Here is a 15,872-nt window from a genome sequence, read left to right as displayed (position 1 = left end):
GAATCGGGACAGGTACGGGCACCCGGACCGGTTCAGGTCTTCGTCTTGTAGCCACGCCCCCACTGGAGCCCCCAGCCGTACAGCCGGTCCAGCTCCGCCTGGAAGCCGTAGACGAACTTCACCTCGCGGCGCACCACCAGGTCGCCCTTGACGTTCTCCACCGAGAACACGGCGCAGGAGCGGGCCTGCGGCGCGTGCTCGTCGAGATCGATCTCGATGCGCGGGCCATTGCTCGGGTACAGCGTCACATGCGCGCGCGTGCGGTCGAAGGCGGGCGTCTGGTCGTAGATGTAGACGAAGAACAGCAGCCGCTTGATCGACTCCCGGTGGTCGAGATTGACGTAGAGGGTCTCGCCCGAGGCGGCGCCGAACCGGTCGTCGCCGCTGAGTTTGACGTACGGCGGATCGTTCAGATCCCCGAGGAAGTTGCCCAGCGGCTGGACCACGCCCTTGCTGCCGTCGGTCAGCTCGTACATGCAGCCGAGGTCGAGGTCCACATTGACCATGCCCTGCGTATGGGCCTGCACCACCTCGGGTTTGAACAGCTTGAGGGGGTTCGACAGCAGCCGCCCGCTCTGCCTGGAGCGTCCCTCGATATCGGAGGTGCGCATCTGCCAGGAGAGGTTCACCCGCAGATTTCCGGTGGCCGCGCCCTGTTTGGTGAGCGAGACCGTCGGCCTCCGCTTGGTCAGCTCGATGGAGTTGGACGCGGCGTTGCCCGAATCGAATTGCGTCGCCCTTTGTCCCTGCCACAGGTTGTCCCAGAAGGCCATGCCCACCCCACTCCTGTCGTCAACTCTCAACTCGCCACGATCACATGGAAGAACGGGGCGGCCGGCAGGCTCACGCCTCTCGGCCGCCCCGTTCAGAGCGTTCCCTGATTGCCCTCCGCGTCACCCTCGGGAGGACCGGCTCAACAAAGGCTCACCGGAGCACCGGCTCAGACCTGGACCGCCGCCTTGTCGTCGTCGGCGTCCTTGTCGCCCTCCCCGGCCGCGAGCGCCTTGTTACGGCGGATCGAGGACCAGAAGGAGGCGCCGATGAGAAGCACGCCGATCAGACCGGTGATGATCTCGTTGATCGAGTGCTCGATGGTGATCAGCAGGATCGCGGCGAGCGCGCCGATCGCGTAGTGCGCGCCGTGCTCCAGGTAGACGTAGTCGTCCAGGGTGCCCTGGCGGACCAGGTAGACCGTGAGCGAACGTACGTACATCGCGCCGATACCGAGACCCAGCGCCATCCAGAAGATCTGGTTCGTGATGGCGAAGGCGCCGATGACTCCGTCGAAGGAGAACGACGCGTCCAGGACCTCCAGGTAGAGGAAGAGGAAGAACGCGGCCTTGCCGGCGAGACCGATCGCGGAGACCTGCTTGCCCTCGGCCTTGGCCTTCTCCTCCGCTTCGTGCTCCTGCTCCTCCTGCTCCTCCAGCCGGTTCTCGAAGAAGCCCGAGAGACCGCCGACGACGAGATACGTGACCAGACCGGCGACACCGGCGAGCAGTACGGTGGCCGACTTGTCCTGGTATCCGGTACTGGTGTGCGCGTTGGTGGCGAAGGTCAGCGCCGTGACGAGCAGCACGATCAGCGCGACACAGACCGAGAGCATGTCGACCTTGCCGAGCTTGGCCAGCGGACGCTCCAGCCAGCCCAGCCACTTGATGTCCCGCTCCTCGAAGATGAAGTCGAGGAAGATCATCAGCAGGAACATTCCACCGAAGGCGGCGATGCCCGGGTGGGCGTCGGTGACCAGGGCCTCGTACCGCTCGGGGTTGTCCAGCGCGATCTGGACGGCCTCGATCGGCCCGACCTTGGCACTGATGGCGACGATCACGACGGGGAAGACCAGTCGCATACCGAACACCGCGATGAGGATGCCGATGGTGAGGAAGATCTTCTGCCAGAAGGCATTCATCTTCTTCAGGACCCCGGCGTTGACAACCGCGTTGTCGAAGGACAGCGAGATCTCAAGGATGGACAGGATCAGTACGATCCCGAACGCCTCCCACCCCCACTGCCAGGCCGCGAAGGCGAGGCCGAGCGCCGTGATGGCGAACGACCAGCCGAAGGTTTTCAGGATCACTGGCTACCCCATCTGGTGATTAACGGGTTTTCCCCCGCGCAGCGCACTGCTTTACGAAACGTTGACCCCGAAGTCTAGAGCGATGCCGCGCAGCCCCGACGCGTACCCCTGTCCCACGGCCCTGAACTTCCATTCGGCGCCATAGCGGTAGAGCTCGCCGAAGATCATCGCGGTTTCGGTGGAGGCGTCCTCGCTGAGGTCGTAGCGAGCGAGCTCCTGGCCGTCGGCCTGGTTGGCCACACGGATGAAGGCGTTGCTGACCTGCCCGAACGTCTGACCGCGATTGTCCGCGTCGTGGATCGAGACAGGAAAGACGATCTTGTCGCAGTGAGCAGGCACCTTGGAGAGGTCGACCAGCAGGGATTCGTCGTCGCCGTCGCCCTCACCGGTCAGATTGTCACCGGTGTGCTCCACGGATCCGTCCGGACTGGTCAGATTGTTGTAGAAAATGAACCATTCATCGCCGAGCACCCGGCCCGACTGGCAGAGAAGCGCGCTGGCGTCGAGGTCGAAGTCGGCTCCGGTGGTGGAGCGCGCGTCCCAGCCGAGCCCTACCAACACCTGGGTGAGGTTGGGTGCGGCTTTGGAGAGGGAGACATTGCCTCCCTTGGCGAGTGTGACGCCCATGATGGTGAGTCCTCCCCGAAATGATGTGCTGCCGTCCTGCGGGCAGGACGCGCCTGACGTCCTGCCCGTTCAAACCCTGTTCATGCGGCTCGTGCCCGTACCGATGCGAGACGCGTACCACCCCGCATGCGAGACGCGTACGGCGCCGCACTGAAGCGTGCGGCGCCGTGCTCGAAGATACCCAGGCGTGTCCGGTGGGGACAGGCCCGGCGGTTCAGACGTTGACGCCGAAGTCCTGTGCGATACCGCGCAGACCCGAGGCGTACCCCTGGCCGATGGCGCGGAACTTCCACTCCGCGCCGTTGCGGTACAGCTCGCCGAAGACCATGGCGGTCTCCGTCGAGGCGTCCTCGCTCAGGTCGTACCGGGCGAGTTCGTTGTTGTCGGCCTGGTTGACCACGCGGATGAACGCGTTGCGCACCTGGCCGAAGGACTGCTGGCGGCTCTCCGCCTCGTAGATCGAGACGGGGAACACGATCTTGTCCACATCGGCGGGGACCGCGGCCAGATTGACCTTGATCGCCTCGTCGTCGCCCTCGCCCTCACCGGTGAGGTTGTCACCGGTGTGCTCGACGGATCCGTCGGGGCTCTTGAGGTTGTTGAAGAAGATGAAGTTCCCGTCGACGGCGACCTTGCCCTCGGCGTTCGTCAGCAGGGCGCTGGCGTCGAGGTCGAAGTCACTGCCGGTGGTCGTACGGACGTCCCAGCCCAGACCCACGGTGACCGCGGTCAGGTTGGGCGCGGCCTTGGTCAGCGAGACGTTTCCGCCCTTGCTGAGGCTGACTCCCACGAGTCCTCCCTTTGGTTTCTCGGGGCCGGCGGCCCGGCTCGGCGGCTGCTGCCGCGGGTCGCGCGTCCCCTGAGGCGTTGGCATCGGATCAACGACTGGATCCTAGTGACCGGTTCCCCGTTGCTGTGCGATTTCGGGGTGCCGGTCCGGAGGGGACGGACCGGCCGGGGCCCGTCAGAGCGCGGCGAGCGCCTTGACGTACTCGTCGAGATCCCTGGCGTCCGGCAGACCGTTGACGACCGTCCAGCGCACGATGCCGTCCTTGTCGATGATGAAGGTGCCGCGCACCGCGCATCCCTTGTCCTCGTCGAAGACGCCGTACGCGCGCGAGACCGCGCCGTGCGGCCAGAAGTCCGACAGGAGCGGGTACTCCAGGCCCTCCTGCTCACCGAAGACGCGCAGGGTGTGGATGGAGTCGTTCGAGACGGCGAGCAGCTGGGTGCCCTCGTTGACGAACGAGGGCAGCTCGTCGCGCAGGGCGCACAGCTCGCCGGTGCACACACCGGTGAAGGCGAAGGGGTAGAAGAGCAGCACCACGTTCTTGCCGCTGTCCGCACCGTCCTCGGAGCGGCGGAAGTCGGACAGTCGCACGGTCCGCCCGTGGTTGTCCTTCAGTTCGAAGTCCGGGGCGGGGGCGCCGACCTCGATCGCCATGGATGCACGTCCTTTCGAAGGCTGTGGCTCTGACTGTCTCCCGACCACCCTACGCACAGGGCCCCCGCCGATCGGAGTCGGCGGGGGCCCTCAAGGCTGCTCGCAGTTCAGGGCTGCTCGCTGTCGGCTGCTGCGTCTTGCGCGCTCGGCGCTCGGAGTCAGCGCTTGGTCTTCGCCGCCTTGGGGGTGACGAGACGGCCGCCGGTCCAGTCCTTGCCGGCGCTCACGCTCTTGGTCTGGGACAGGCCCGAGGTCTGGGCCGCCTCGCTGATGTCGCTCGGTTCGACGTAGCCGTCACGGCCGGTCTTGGGCGTCAGCAGCCAGACCACTCCGCCGTCTTCGATCAAACCGATGGCGTCCACCAGCGCGTCCGTAAGGTCGCCGTCCTCGTCACGGAACCACAGGACGACGGCGTCGGCCACGTCGTCGTAGTCCTCGTCGACAAGGTCCTGGCCGATGACGGCCTCGATGGACTCGCGGAGCTCCTGGTCGACGTCGTCGTCGTAGCCGAGCTCCTGGACCACCTGTCCGGGTTCGAACCCAAGCCGAGCGGCGAGGTTGGTTCGTTCCTCCGCGTGGTCCGCGGTCGCGCTCACGGATTGCCTCCTGATCATGTTTCGGATAAATGCTTCGGCCGCGCGTACGCGGGGCATTGGCCATTGTCCACACGGGCGGGGCGGATCGCGCAAGTACCCGGCCGCCGAGACCGCCGAAACGGTGACGTTCCGGGCTCCTTCGTCGCATCTCCTGTCACTTCGACCTCGCACCCTGTGACACAGGCCGTACGTTTTCTCATCCTCTGCCATGTTATGCCGCTTCGGTACGTCAATCAGGTCCGAACGACCGAACGAAACGCTTGGACGGAGTGGGCGTAAGGTTGCGATTTGACCGCCGTGGAAACCGGACTCGGGCGCGGTATTTTCCCGCGGAGCACGGGTTACCACTCGGTAGAGATGACGTTTCCGCCGCCGCGGTACACGATGGAGGGCGGCGTACGTGCCCGTGCCCCGGGGGCTCCGGTGAGACACCCAGGTCCCGGGCCCGCGTAGCAGCAGTAACCCGACGGCGTGCACCGCAGCGATCGCGTGCAGGGCACGATACGACCCAAACAGCGAAGGAAAAGCGTGGCTTCCGGATCCGATCGCAACCCGATCATCATTGGCGGCCTTCCCAGCCAGGTCCCGGACTTTGATCCCGAAGAGACCCAGGAGTGGCTCGACTCGCTCGACGCCGCTGTGGACGAGCGCGGCCGTGAGCGCGCCCGTTATCTGATGCTCCGGCTGATCGAGCGGGCGCGCGAGAAGCGTGTGGCTGTGCCGGAGATGCGCAGCTCGGACTACGTCAACACCATCGCCACCAAGGACGAGCCGTTCTTCCCCGGCAACGAGGAGACCGAACGCAAGATCCTCAACGCGACCCGCTGGAACGCGGCCGTGATGGTGTCGCGCGCGCAGCGCCCGGGGATCGGCGTCGGCGGCCACATCGCCACCTTCGCCTCCTCCGCCTCCCTCTACGACGTGGGCTTCAACCACTTCTTCCGGGGCAAGGACGGCGGTGACGGCGGCGACCAGATCTTCTTCCAGGGCCATGCCTCCCCCGGTATCTACGCCCGCGCCTTCCTCCTCGACCGGCTGAGCGAGACGCAGCTCGACGCGTTCCGCCAGGAGAAGTCGAAGGCTCCGTACGGGCTGTCCAGCTATCCGCACCCGCGGCTGATGCCGGACTTCTGGGAGTTCCCGACCGTCTCGATGGGCCTCGGCCCCCTCGGCGCGATCTACCAGGCCCGGATGAACCGCTATATGGAGGCGCGCGGTATCGCCGACACCTCCGCCTCGCATGTCTGGGCGTACCTCGGCGACGGCGAGATGGACGAGCCCGAGTCGCTGGGCCAGCTGTCCATCGCCGCCCGTGAGGGCCTGGACAATCTGACCTTCGTCGTGAACTGCAATCTCCAGCGTCTCGACGGTCCCGTACGCGGCAACGGCAAGATCATCCAGGAGCTGGAGTCGCAGTTCCGGGGCGCCGGCTGGAACGTCATCAAGCTGGTCTGGGACCGCTCCTGGGACCCACTGCTCGCGCAGGACAGGGACGGCGTACTGGTCAACCGGCTGAACACCACGCCGGACGGGCAATTCCAGACGTACGCCACCGAGACCGGCGCGTACATCCGTGAACACTTCTTCGGCGACGACCAGCGGCTGCGCGCCATGGTCGAGAACATGACCGACGACCAGATCCTGCACCTGGGCCGCGGCGGTCACGACCACAGGAAGGTCTACGCGGCGTACGCGGCGGCCAAGGCCCACAAGGGCCAGCCGACGGTGATCCTGGCGCAGACCGTCAAGGGCTGGACGCTGGGGCCGAACTTCGAGGGCCGCAACGCGACCCACCAGATGAAGAAGCTGACGGTCTCCGACCTCAAGGGCTTCCGCGACCGGCTGCACCTGCCGATCACGGACAAGGAGCTGGAGGACGGCGCGCCGCCGTACTACCACCCGGGCCGGGACTCGGAAGAGATCCAGTACATGCATGACCGCCGTAAGTCGCTGGGCGGGTACGTACCGACGCGCGTCGTCCGGGCGAAGCCGCTGAATCTGCCCGGGGACAAGACCTACGCGGCGGTGAAGAAGGGCTCGGGCCAGCAGTCGATCGCCACCACCATGGCGTTCGTCCGGCTGCTCAAGGACCTGATGCGGGACAAGGAGATCGGCAGGCGCTTCGTGCTGATCGCGCCGGACGAGTACCGCACGTTCGGTATGGACTCGTTCTTCCCGAGCGCCAAGATCTACAACCCGCTGGGCCAGCAGTACGAGTCCGTGGACCGTGAGCTGCTGCTCGCGTACAAGGAGTCGCCGACCGGCCAGATGCTGCACGACGGCATCTCCGAGGCGGGCTGTACGGCCTCGCTCATCGCGGCGGGCTCGGCGTACGCCACGCATGGCGAACCGCTGATCCCGGTCTATGTCTTCTACTCGATGTTCGGTTTCCAGCGGACCGGCGACCAGTTCTGGCAGATGGCCGACCAGCTCGCGCGCGGGTTCGTACTGGGTGCGACCGCCGGACGTACGACCCTGACCGGTGAAGGGCTACAGCACGCGGACGGCCATTCGCATCTGCTGGCCTCGACCAACCCGGGCTGTGTCGCGTACGACCCCGCCTACGGCTTCGAGATCGCGCATATCGTCCAGGACGGTCTGCGCCGGATGTACGGCCCGGACAGCGAGGACATCTTCTACTACCTCACCGTCTACAACGAGCCGATCCAGCACCCCGCCGAGCCCGCCGATGTGGACGTGGAGGGCATCCTCAAGGGGATTCACCGCTACAGGCGCGGCGAGCAGGGCTCGATCCCGGCGCAGATCATGGCGTCCGGCGTGGCGGTGCCGTGGGCACTGGAGGCCCAGCGGATCCTCGCCGAGGAGTGGAACGTACGGGCCGATGTCTGGTCGGCGACGTCCTGGAACGAGCTGCGCCGTGAGGCCGTCGAGGTGGAGCGGCACAATCTGCTGCACCCCGAGGAAGACCAGCGCGTCCCGTATGTGACCCAGAAGCTCTCCGGCGCGGAGGGACCGTTCGTGGCGGTTTCCGACTGGATGCGATCGGTGCCGGATCAGATCGCGCGCTGGGTGCCCGGCACGTACCAGTCGCTGGGCGCGGACGGCTTCGGCTTCGCGGACACGCGCGGCGCGGCCCGTCGCTTCTTCCACATCGACGCGCAGTCGATCGTGCTCGGCGTGCTGACCGAGCTGGCCAAGGAGGGCAAGGTCGACCGTTCGGTGCTGAAGCAGGCGGTGGACCGCTACCAGCTGCTGGACGCCTCGGCGGCGGACCCGGGCGCGGCGGGCGGCGACGCCTGAGACGGGCGGAGGGCGGCGGGACCCATGGGTTCCGCCGCCCTCCTCCCTTTCACAGCCGGGCCCTTTCACGGTCAGGCGCTGTCACAGCCGGGCCCTTTCACGGTCCGGCTCTTCCCGGTCCGGTCCGGTCAGCGCTCCCAGATCTTGAAGGCCCGTACCCGGTACGGCGACTGCGGCATCCAGCTGCCCTTGCCCGGATACGTCTCGAACTCCCCCGTCTCCGCGCACTCGGCGGACTGATAGGTGGTCACGTTCCGCCCCGTGCGATTGGCCAGTGACTGCGCGCTGATGCCCGCCGGAAGCGGCACACAGCTGTCGATGTCGGTGGCCGACAGCTCGTACGTCTGCCGCGCGCCCCGGAATTCCTCCTTCGGCCAGAGGCACAACTCGCCGGTGGCGCACTCGCCGAGGCGGGGCGGCGCCGCCTCGGCGGCGGCCGCCGGCAGCAGGGCGGCGAAGGCCAGCGCCCCGACGGACATGGCTGTGCGTGTGGTCTTGCGCATATGAATCGGTCCCCGTGTGTGGTGCGAAATCGGTCAACCGCACTCTGACCTGCGGCGCTTGGCCACGGGAAGGGGAAACGTCGACCTCCACCCGGATAGGCGACAGCCCCGCCGGAAGGTTACGGCGGGGCTGTCGTGGGCGCTGAGTTGACGTCAAGTCAACCGGGGGCTGACGTCAGATGTGCACCCCCGCGCCCGCGGCGTCCGCGTTGCTGCCGCGCTTCGTCAGCAGGGCGACGAAGACCGCCACCACCGCGACACCGGCCGCGACGAGGGAGGCCAGCCCCATGCCCGACATGAAGGTGTCGTGCGCGACGCCCGTGATCTTCTCGGCGATCGCGGCGGGCGTGCCCGGCGCCACCGGAGGCACTCCGACCTGGACCGCCTCGGCGGCCTGCTCGGCCTGCGCGGGACTGAGCGGCGGCAGACCGGCCCCGGCCCAGTTGCCTGGCAGGTCGTTGGAGACCTTGGATGCCATGACGGCGCCGAGCACGGCCGTACCGAGGCTGCCGCCGATCTGCATGGCGGACTGCTGGATTCCGCCGGCCACCCCGGACAGCTCCATCGGTGCGTTGCCCACGATGACCTCGGTCGCGCCGACCATGACCGGCGCCAGGCCGAGGCCGAGCAGCGCGAACCAGATCGACATGGTGAAGCTGCTGGTGCCGATCTCCAGGGTGGACATGCCGAACATGGCGACCGCGGTCAGCGCCATGCCACCGGCCAGCGGGATCCGCGGCCCCGTCTTGGTGATCAGCAGGCCCGCGAGGGGCGAGCCGACGATCATCATGCCGGTGAGCGGAAGGATATGGAGGCCGCTGTCGACCGGGCTCATGCCGTGCACGTTCTGGAGGTAGAAGGTGACGAAGAAGAGGCCGCCCAGGAAGGCGATCGCCATCAGGGCCATCAGCACCACGCCGGCGGAGAGCGGTACGGAGCGGAAGAGCGCCAGCGGTACGAGCGGTTCCTTGACCTTCGTCTCCCAGAAGGCGAAGAGCACGAAGGAGAGGATGGCGGCGCCCATGAAGAGCCAGGTCTTGCCGTCGCCCCAGCCCCAGACGGGCGCCTTGATGATCGCCCAGACCAGACAGAACATGGCGCCCGAGAGCAGCACGATGCCGAGGATGTCGAAGGACCTCGGGGCGTTCTTCGCCCGGTGATCCAGCAGGATCAGCCCGCCGATGATCAGGGCGATCACACCGATCGGCACATTGATGAAGAAGACCGACTGCCAGCTGACGTGCTCGACCAGCACACCGCCCAGGATCGGGCCGCCCGCGGTGGAGGCACCGATGACCATGCCCCAGATACCGATGGCCATATTGAGCTTCTCGGCGGGGAAGGTGGCGCGCAGCAGACCGAGCGCGGCCGGCATCAGCAGGGCGCCGAACAGCCCCTGGAGCACCCGGAAGGTGATCACGAGGGAGATGCTGTCGGACAGCCCGATGGCCCCCGACGAGGCGGCGAACCCGATGACGCCTATGAGGAAGGTCTGACGGTGACCGAACCGGTCACCGAGCTTGCCCGCGGTGATCAGCGCCACGGCGAGCGCGAGGAAGTAGCCGTTGGTTATCCACTGCACATCGGCGAAAGTGGCGCCGAGGTCCTTCTGGATGGCAGGGTTCGCGATCGCGACAATGGTGCCGTCGAGCGCCACCATCATGATGCCGATCGCCACGGAGAACAGCGTGAGCCAGGGGTGGCCGCGCAGCCCCTTGGACGGCGTCGGCCCCGGGGACTCCGGCGAAGGCGGCGCCTTGTCGACAGTGGTCTGACTAGTCATACCGCACACGTTAGTGTCAGCCACTGACAGTTGACAAACAATTCCTTAAGCACGTAACTGTCACGTGGCTCACAGTGAGACCGCACAGCATAAAGTAGTAAAAAAGCGGTGGAATGAGGATATTGCGTTGACCCCCGGGCAGAACACGATCGTCGGGTTGCGCGCCCGCAAGAAGCGCCGTACCAGGGAGGCCCTGGTACGTGTGGCGCTCGAACTGTTCACCACCCAGGGGTACGAACAGACCACCGTCGACGAGATCACGGACGCCGTGGAAGTGTCCCAGCGCACCTTCTTCCGCTATTTCACCAGCAAGGAGGAGGCCGCCTTCGCCGTCGTGGACCTGGTCGAGAACAAGTTCCTCGACTCGCTGCGCGCCCGGCCCGCCGAGGAGACCCCGTTCGAGGCGATGCGCAACGCCGTCGAGTCGGCCTGGGGTTCCGTCAGCGAAGCGCTCGAAGCCATCGTCCCGGTCGAGCTGTATCTGCGTACCTGTCTGTTGATCGAGTCGACTCCCGCCCTGGTCGCCGTTCATCTCCGGCGCACCGCGGAGCTGGAGGAGGTGCTCTCCCGGCTGATCGCGGACCGCGAGGGCCTCGACGTGAACACCGATCCACGGCCACGGGTCGTCGTCGCCGCGTTCACCGGCGTCATGCGGGTGGCCGGCCGGCTCTGGGGACAGGGCCGGGACGCCAGCGTCGAGGCGCTCCAGGAGATCACCCGGGCCTATCTCGACCACTTGACCCCCGCGCTCGCCGGGAACTGGCGGACGCCGGAGTGCGATACGGAACGCGGACCCGCCTGACGACAGCTGCGCGACGCGCCGGAGCGTAGCGCCGCCTACGCGTTCGGTGCGGTTACTCTCGGTCCAATCCTCCTTGGCGCGTGAGCTGACTCACCCTCGTCACGAGGGCCTCCGCGCTCGTCCTAGGCTGAGCGGTAGTGACTTCCTTCGACTCCTCACCCACCCTCAACGCATGGCGCGCTCTCCTCGCTCTCGCCGTCGTGTTCGTGATGCTGACATCCACCGGCTGGACAGCCGTGGCGAATCGGCGCGGTCCCGGCGAGCCCCTGAAGCTCGCCCTCAGCGCGTGGGAAAGGGGCCGGATAGGCGTCCGTCACCTGCCGAGTCCCGACGCGTCGCCGAAACGGCTGGCCGCGTTCTTCGCCTCCCTCACCCGAGGGCAGCAGGAACGGCTGGCCGCCACGTACCCGCTGGTCGTCGGCAACCTCAACGGCGCCCCCGTCACCCTGCGGTATCGCGCCAACCGGATCGCCCTGATGCAGGCGCGCACGGTGGAGGAGCGCCGTATGCGCGACACCCGACTGTCCGACGACGGCCGGCGGCAAGCGGGACGCCGGGTGGACCGGTTCGAGTCGATGCTCGGCGACGACCGGCAGATCCTCGCGTTCGACCCGTCGGGCAAGGGCCGGGCGGCCGAGGTCCTCGGCGACCTCGACCGCGCCGAACGCGTCTCCGTCATCGTCCCCGGGGTCGACACCAACGTGCTGACGTTCGAGCGGACCCACCGCTGGTACAGCGCGCCGGCGGGCATGGCCGCGTCCCTGTACTCCGCCGAGCGGAGCGCCGACGCGGGCACCCGCACCGCCGTCATCGCCTGGGCCGACTACACCGCGCCCGCCGGTCTCGGCGTGGACGCGGCGATCGGCAAGCTGGCGGAGGACGGTGCCGTACGGCTGACCGCGCTGACCGCCGCGCTGCCGGGGACGTCACAGGTCTCGCTCTTCTGCCACAGCTACGGCTCCGTACTGTGCGGCGTCGCCGCGCACGCCCTGCCGGGCAGGGTGACGGACGTGGCGGTCGCGGGCAGCCCCGGGATGCGGGTCGGCAACGCGGCGCAGCTGCGCACGAGGGCGCGCGTGTGGGCCACGCGGGACCGTGACGACTGGATCCAGGACGTCCCGTACATGGCGGTCGGCGGTCTCGGCCACGGCGCCGATCCGGTGGCCCGGGGCTTCGGGGCACGGGTGATCTCGGCGCGCGGGGCGATCGGGCACGCCGGCTACTTCCAGCCGGGCACGGAGAGCCTCGACAACTTCGCGGAGATCGGCGTGGGTTCCTACCCCGCGGTGAGCTGCGCGGACGGCGCCGACACCTGCCGGAGCGGCATCCCGGACACCGACTGAGAACCGGGGGCCGGCGACGGCGCGAGAACGGAGTTCCGAGCTGACGCGCGTAGATTTCCCCCTCTGGGGCAGGCGACGTGCGGGCGCCCGCCGCCTACGATGAAGCACATGGGTGATGTGCTTCAGGGGATCCATGCCACCTGGGAGTTCGAAAGCGACTCCGTGCTCATCCGCTTCGAACGGGGGATCCGGACGCCGAAGCTCTTTCAGGCGCTGGGCGAACGCCGCGTCCCCTACGAGGCGTTGTCATCGGTGACGCTCACTCCCGGCAGACGCGGGACGGTGGTGCTGCACGCTGTGCCCCGAGCCGGCGCCGACCCGCTCACGGACGCGGCGGCCGGGCAGCTGAGGGCGAGCGGCGATCCGTACCGGCTGCTGCTGCCGGCCGAGCGCGAGACCCTCGCCCAGTACTACGCCGACGAGTTGCGGGCCGCGCTCGCCCGGGTCCGCGGGGCCGGGGCCATAGGGGACGAACAGGAGCCCGCCGAGCGCTACCTGGTGACCGCGCCGGAACCACCGCTCCAGTTCAAGGCGTACGACGCGAAGGCGTCCTTCGACGGGGACCGGGTGTCCTTCCGCTGGTTCTGGACGGGCGCCTCCTCCGCCAAGTGGAAGGCGGGCGACCAGAGTCTTCCGGTCGGCGAGCTCCAGGGCGTCGAGTGGCGCTCCCCGGAACGCTTCGACGGCTACCTGCGGCTGCTGCGGCGCGACGACCCGTGCTCGGCGCGGCCGCGGCCGGGGCCCGCCCCGGCGGACCACGATCCGGCGACCGTCGTCTTCGGGCCGGGTTACGGACCGGTGCATGAGTCGCTGCCGTTCGCGGCGGCGGTTCTGGAGGCGGTCCAAACGGCGGCGACGGGCCGCTCCGCCGTTCCGGTCAACGCCGTGGCTCCCGCCCGCCGCGACCCGGCCGAGGTGGCGGAGCGGATCCGGCATCTCGGCGAGCTGCACCGCGCGGGCCTGGTGACGGACGACGAGTTCAGCGCGAAGAAGGCGGAACTGCTGGCGGAGCTGTGACCTGGACGGGTACGCCCCGAGTAGCGCTCTCCCCGGGGCATGGCGTCATACCGCGGTATGACATCAGGACCGACTCCTCGGTATGACGCCGGGCCGTACGGCGCTGCCTAGGCTGAACGGGTCATGAGTACCCCAGCCCCGCCGCCCCGGCCGTCCGCCCCGCCCCGGCCCTCGTCGCCGCCCCGGCCTTCGGCGCCGCCCTCGCCACCGCGCACCGCCGTGTGGCGTGACGCGGCGCGCGCTCTCTTCGGTGCGCTGCGCACGCCGGCGCAGTCCACCGAACCGCTGTTCGCGCGGGCGCCCAGGCGATGGCAGCGGTTCGCGCCCTACGTGGTGCTCTTCGGCTTCGCCGTGAGCCTGCTGCCGACCACCACCACGGTCCTCATGCAGGACTACCGGCTCGGCGGCGGCTGGTCCGGGGCACTGGCCACCGCGCAGGCCGCGCCTCTGCTGCTCGCCGTGAGCCGGCCCCTCCAGGCCTGGTGGATCATCTTCACCGCCGATGTCGTGGGCGCGATCCTGTTGCAGAGCGCGGACGGTCTCGCGGGCCGCTCCTGGCCGTGGACCCCCACGGTGATCGTCGGCTATCTGGTGCTGATGGCCTGTCTGGGGCTGCGCGAATCGCGCCGCACCCTGCTCGCGGTCTGGCTGGCGACCGGCGCGGCCGGGTTCTTCTTCGAGCTGATCTCGCAGGACCGCAGCGACGGCAGCCATCTGCTGCTGTTCGTCCTGAGCGGCGTCGTCCTCGTCGTGACGGCGGCGCTGCGCGAACGGGGGGACGCCCAGCGCAGGCTGGTGGAGCAGGAGACCATCAGCGAGGCCGAGCGCTCCCGGCGCACACTGCTGGAGGAGCGCGCCCGTATCGCCCGTGAGCTGCACGATGTGGTGGCCCACCACATGTCGGTGATCACGGTCCAGGCGGATTCGGCTCCGTACCGGATCGACGGACTGCCGGACTCCGCGCGCGAGGAGTTCTCCACCATCGCGGCGAGCGCGCGGGAGTCCCTGACCGAGATGCGGCGGCTGCTCACGGTGCTCCGCAGCGACGGTACGGAGAGCGAGCGCACCCCGCAGCCCGGCCTCGACCGGGTGCAGCAGCTGGTCGAGGCGACGGTACGGGCGGGGGTGCCGGCCGAGGTGTCGCTCCCCGCCGAGCTGGGACCCGTCCCGCCGGCCGTGGACCTCTCCGCGTACCGGATCGTGCAGGAGGCGCTCGCCAATGTCGTGCGCCACGCGTCCGGCGCGCCGACCCGGGTCTCGGTGGTCTCCGACGGCGACTGGCTGACCGTCCTGATCGTCAACGGCCCCGGCGCCGAGCGCACTTCACCGCTGGAGACCAGCGGAACGGGCCACGGCCTGATCGGTATGCGCGAGCGCGTACGGTTGACCGGCGGCACACTCGACACCGGACCGCTGCCGGACGGTGGTTTCCGGGTCGCCGCACGGCTCCCGCTGGCCGACACCGGCTTCACCGACCTCACCGGCACAGCCGGTCCGGCCCCGAAGGACGCCCCTTGACCATCCGCGTGATCATCGTCGACGACCAGGCCATGGTGCGCGCGGGGTTCGCCGCTCTGCTGTCGGCGCAAGCCGACATCGATGTGGTGGGTGAGGCACCCGACGGCCGCCGGGGCGTCGAGGTGAGCCGTTCGGTCCACCCGGACGTGGTTCTGATGGACGTCCGGATGCCGGAGATGGACGGACTCGCCGCCGCCCGCGAACTGCTGAACCCGCCGACGGGGGTGACGCGTCTGCCGAAGGTGCTGATGCTGACCACCTTCGACGTCGACGACTATGTCTACGAGGCGCTGCGCGCCGGGGCGTCGGGCTTCCTGCTCAAGGACGCGCCGCCGGCCGATCTCATCGCGGCGGTACGGATCGTGGCGGCGGGTGAGGCGCTGCTCGCGCCGTCCGTGACCCGGCGGCTGATCGCGGACTTCGCCCAGCAGCGCCCGGCCCGTGGCCGCAAGGACCCCTCGCTGCGGCTGCGCGGCCTCACGCCCCGGGAGACCGAGGTGCTCGAACTGATCGCCCGGGGGCTGTCCAACCAGGAGATCGCCGAGCATCTCGTGGTCGCCGAGCAGACGGTGAAGACCCACATCGGCCGGGTCCTGTCGAAGCTGTCGCTGCGGGACCGCGCGCAAGCGGTGATCTTCGCGTACGAGTCGGGTCTGGTGACCCCGGGCGACGCCTGACCCGTCCGGCCCGGGGGCGTCCGTAAGCGCCGCCTCGCACCGGCACGGACCGGCACACCCGCGCATCGCCGCACGTCGGCACACCCCGCGCATCGCCGCACGTCGGCACACCCCGCGCATCGCCGCACGTCGGCGCACCCCGCCCATCGCCGCACGTCGGCGCACCCCGCCCATCGCCGCACGTCGGCACACTCCGCCCATCGGCACGGACCGGCACCCCC

The 15,872-nt window shown here is 68.7% G+C and carries 14 protein-coding genes; 6 read left to right on the top strand and 8 right to left on the bottom strand.

Features of this window, described 5'->3' with window-relative positions; all coding sequences use genetic code 11:
- Window positions 1-32 precede the first annotated feature (32 nt).
- The 6 genes from CU044_RS13060 to CU044_RS13035 form a co-directional block, all read right to left on the bottom strand.
- Window positions 33-773 carry a Tellurium resistance gene (locus CU044_RS13060; RefSeq protein WP_129768713.1) on the bottom strand — a complete coding sequence of 247 codons (741 nt, stop codon included), beginning with the start codon at window positions 771-773 and terminating at the stop codon, window positions 33-35.
- Window positions 774-940: 167 nt separating this feature from the next.
- The gene (locus CU044_RS13055; RefSeq protein WP_129768712.1) at window positions 941-2,080 is read right to left on the bottom strand and encodes a DUF475 domain-containing protein; all 1,140 of its coding nucleotides are present in this window, start codon (window positions 2,078-2,080) and stop codon (window positions 941-943) included.
- A gap of 51 nt (window positions 2,081-2,131) precedes the next feature.
- Entirely contained in the window at window positions 2,132-2,707 is a 576-nt protein-coding gene (locus CU044_RS13050) for a TerD family protein (protein ID WP_129768711.1), read from the bottom strand.
- A gap of 214 nt (window positions 2,708-2,921) precedes the next feature.
- Window positions 2,922-3,497 (bottom strand): TerD family protein, encoded by a 576-nt coding sequence (locus CU044_RS13045; protein ID WP_129768710.1) that lies wholly within the window; start codon window positions 3,495-3,497, stop codon window positions 2,922-2,924.
- 174 nt (window positions 3,498-3,671) lie between these two features.
- A complete protein-coding gene (locus CU044_RS13040) occupies window positions 3,672-4,151 on the bottom strand; it encodes a peroxiredoxin (protein ID WP_129768709.1) in 480 nt (159 codons plus the stop codon).
- 158 nt (window positions 4,152-4,309) lie between these two features.
- Window positions 4,310-4,747 carry a DUF3052 domain-containing protein gene (locus CU044_RS13035; RefSeq protein ID WP_030352588.1) on the bottom strand — a complete coding sequence of 146 codons (438 nt, stop codon included), beginning with the start codon at window positions 4,745-4,747 and terminating at the stop codon, window positions 4,310-4,312.
- 528 nt (window positions 4,748-5,275) lie between these two features.
- On the opposite strand from CU044_RS13035, the gene aceE reads away from it, so the two are divergent.
- Window positions 5,276-8,008 carry a pyruvate dehydrogenase (acetyl-transferring), homodimeric type gene (aceE, locus tag CU044_RS13030; protein ID WP_129768708.1) on the top strand — a complete coding sequence of 911 codons (2,733 nt, stop codon included), beginning with the start codon at window positions 5,276-5,278 and terminating at the stop codon, window positions 8,006-8,008.
- A 128-nt stretch (window positions 8,009-8,136) separates the two neighbouring features.
- Here aceE and CU044_RS13025 read toward each other — a convergent pair whose 3' ends face one another.
- Window positions 8,137-8,511 carry a peptidase inhibitor family I36 protein gene (locus CU044_RS13025; RefSeq protein WP_129768707.1) on the bottom strand — a complete coding sequence of 125 codons (375 nt, stop codon included), beginning with the start codon at window positions 8,509-8,511 and terminating at the stop codon, window positions 8,137-8,139.
- Window positions 8,512-8,686: 175 nt separating this feature from the next.
- Entirely contained in the window at window positions 8,687-10,294 is a 1,608-nt protein-coding gene (locus CU044_RS13020; RefSeq protein ID WP_129768706.1) for an MFS transporter, read from the bottom strand.
- A 127-nt stretch (window positions 10,295-10,421) separates the two neighbouring features.
- Here CU044_RS13020 and CU044_RS13015 point away from each other — a divergent pair, with 127 nt between their 5' ends.
- The 5 genes from CU044_RS13015 (at window position 10,422) to CU044_RS12995 (ending at window position 15,651) form a co-directional block, all read left to right on the top strand.
- On the top strand, window positions 10,422-11,096 hold the full coding sequence (locus tag CU044_RS13015) for a TetR family transcriptional regulator (RefSeq protein ID WP_129768705.1): 675 nt from the start codon (window positions 10,422-10,424) through the stop codon (window positions 11,094-11,096).
- Window positions 11,097-11,233: 137 nt separating this feature from the next.
- A complete protein-coding gene (locus CU044_RS13010) occupies window positions 11,234-12,439 on the top strand; it encodes an alpha/beta hydrolase (protein WP_129768704.1) in 1,206 nt (401 codons plus the stop codon).
- Between the two features lie 108 nt (window positions 12,440-12,547).
- Complete coding sequence (locus CU044_RS13005; protein ID WP_193563952.1) at window positions 12,548-13,456, top strand: DUF4429 domain-containing protein; 909 nt, start codon at window positions 12,548-12,550, stop codon at window positions 13,454-13,456.
- Window positions 13,457-13,579: 123 nt separating this feature from the next.
- Window positions 13,580-14,974, top strand: coding sequence for a sensor histidine kinase (locus tag CU044_RS13000; protein WP_129768702.1), 1,395 nt, complete (start codon window positions 13,580-13,582; stop codon window positions 14,972-14,974).
- Window positions 14,971-15,651 carry a response regulator transcription factor gene (locus CU044_RS12995; protein WP_129768701.1) on the top strand — a complete coding sequence of 227 codons (681 nt, stop codon included), beginning with the start codon at window positions 14,971-14,973 and terminating at the stop codon, window positions 15,649-15,651. Before CU044_RS13000 ends, CU044_RS12995 begins: the two co-directional genes overlap by 4 nt.
- The last annotated feature ends 221 nt before the right edge of the window (window positions 15,652-15,872 follow it).

The sequence above is a fragment of the Streptomyces sp. L-9-10 genome (assembly GCF_004151105.1).
Lineage (GTDB): Bacteria > Actinomycetota > Actinomycetes > Streptomycetales > Streptomycetaceae > Streptomyces.
This window is presented reverse-complemented; position numbering and strand designations above follow the sequence as displayed.

Bases quoted from the DNA above. Each gene is read 5' to 3' on its own strand.
- CU044_RS13060 (WP_129768713.1), bottom strand. From the start codon at position 773: ATGGCCTTCTGGGACAACCTGTGGCAGGGACAAAGGGCGACGCAATTC.
- CU044_RS13050 (WP_129768711.1), bottom strand. From the start codon at position 2,707: ATGGGCGTCACACTCGCCAAGGGAGGCAATGTCTCCCTCTCCAAAGCC.
- CU044_RS13040 (WP_129768709.1), bottom strand. From the start codon at position 4,151: ATGGCGATCGAGGTCGGCGCCCCCGCCCCGGACTTCGAACTGAAGGAC.
- CU044_RS13025 (WP_129768707.1), bottom strand. From the start codon at position 8,511: ATGCGCAAGACCACACGCACAGCCATGTCCGTCGGGGCGCTGGCCTTC.
- CU044_RS13020 (WP_129768706.1), bottom strand. From the start codon at position 10,294: ATGACTAGTCAGACCACTGTCGACAAGGCGCCGCCTTCGCCGGAGTCC.
- CU044_RS13005 (WP_193563952.1), top strand. From the start codon at position 12,548: ATGGGTGATGTGCTTCAGGGGATCCATGCCACCTGGGAGTTCGAAAGC.
- CU044_RS13000 (WP_129768702.1), top strand. From the start codon at position 13,580: ATGAGTACCCCAGCCCCGCCGCCCCGGCCGTCCGCCCCGCCCCGGCCC.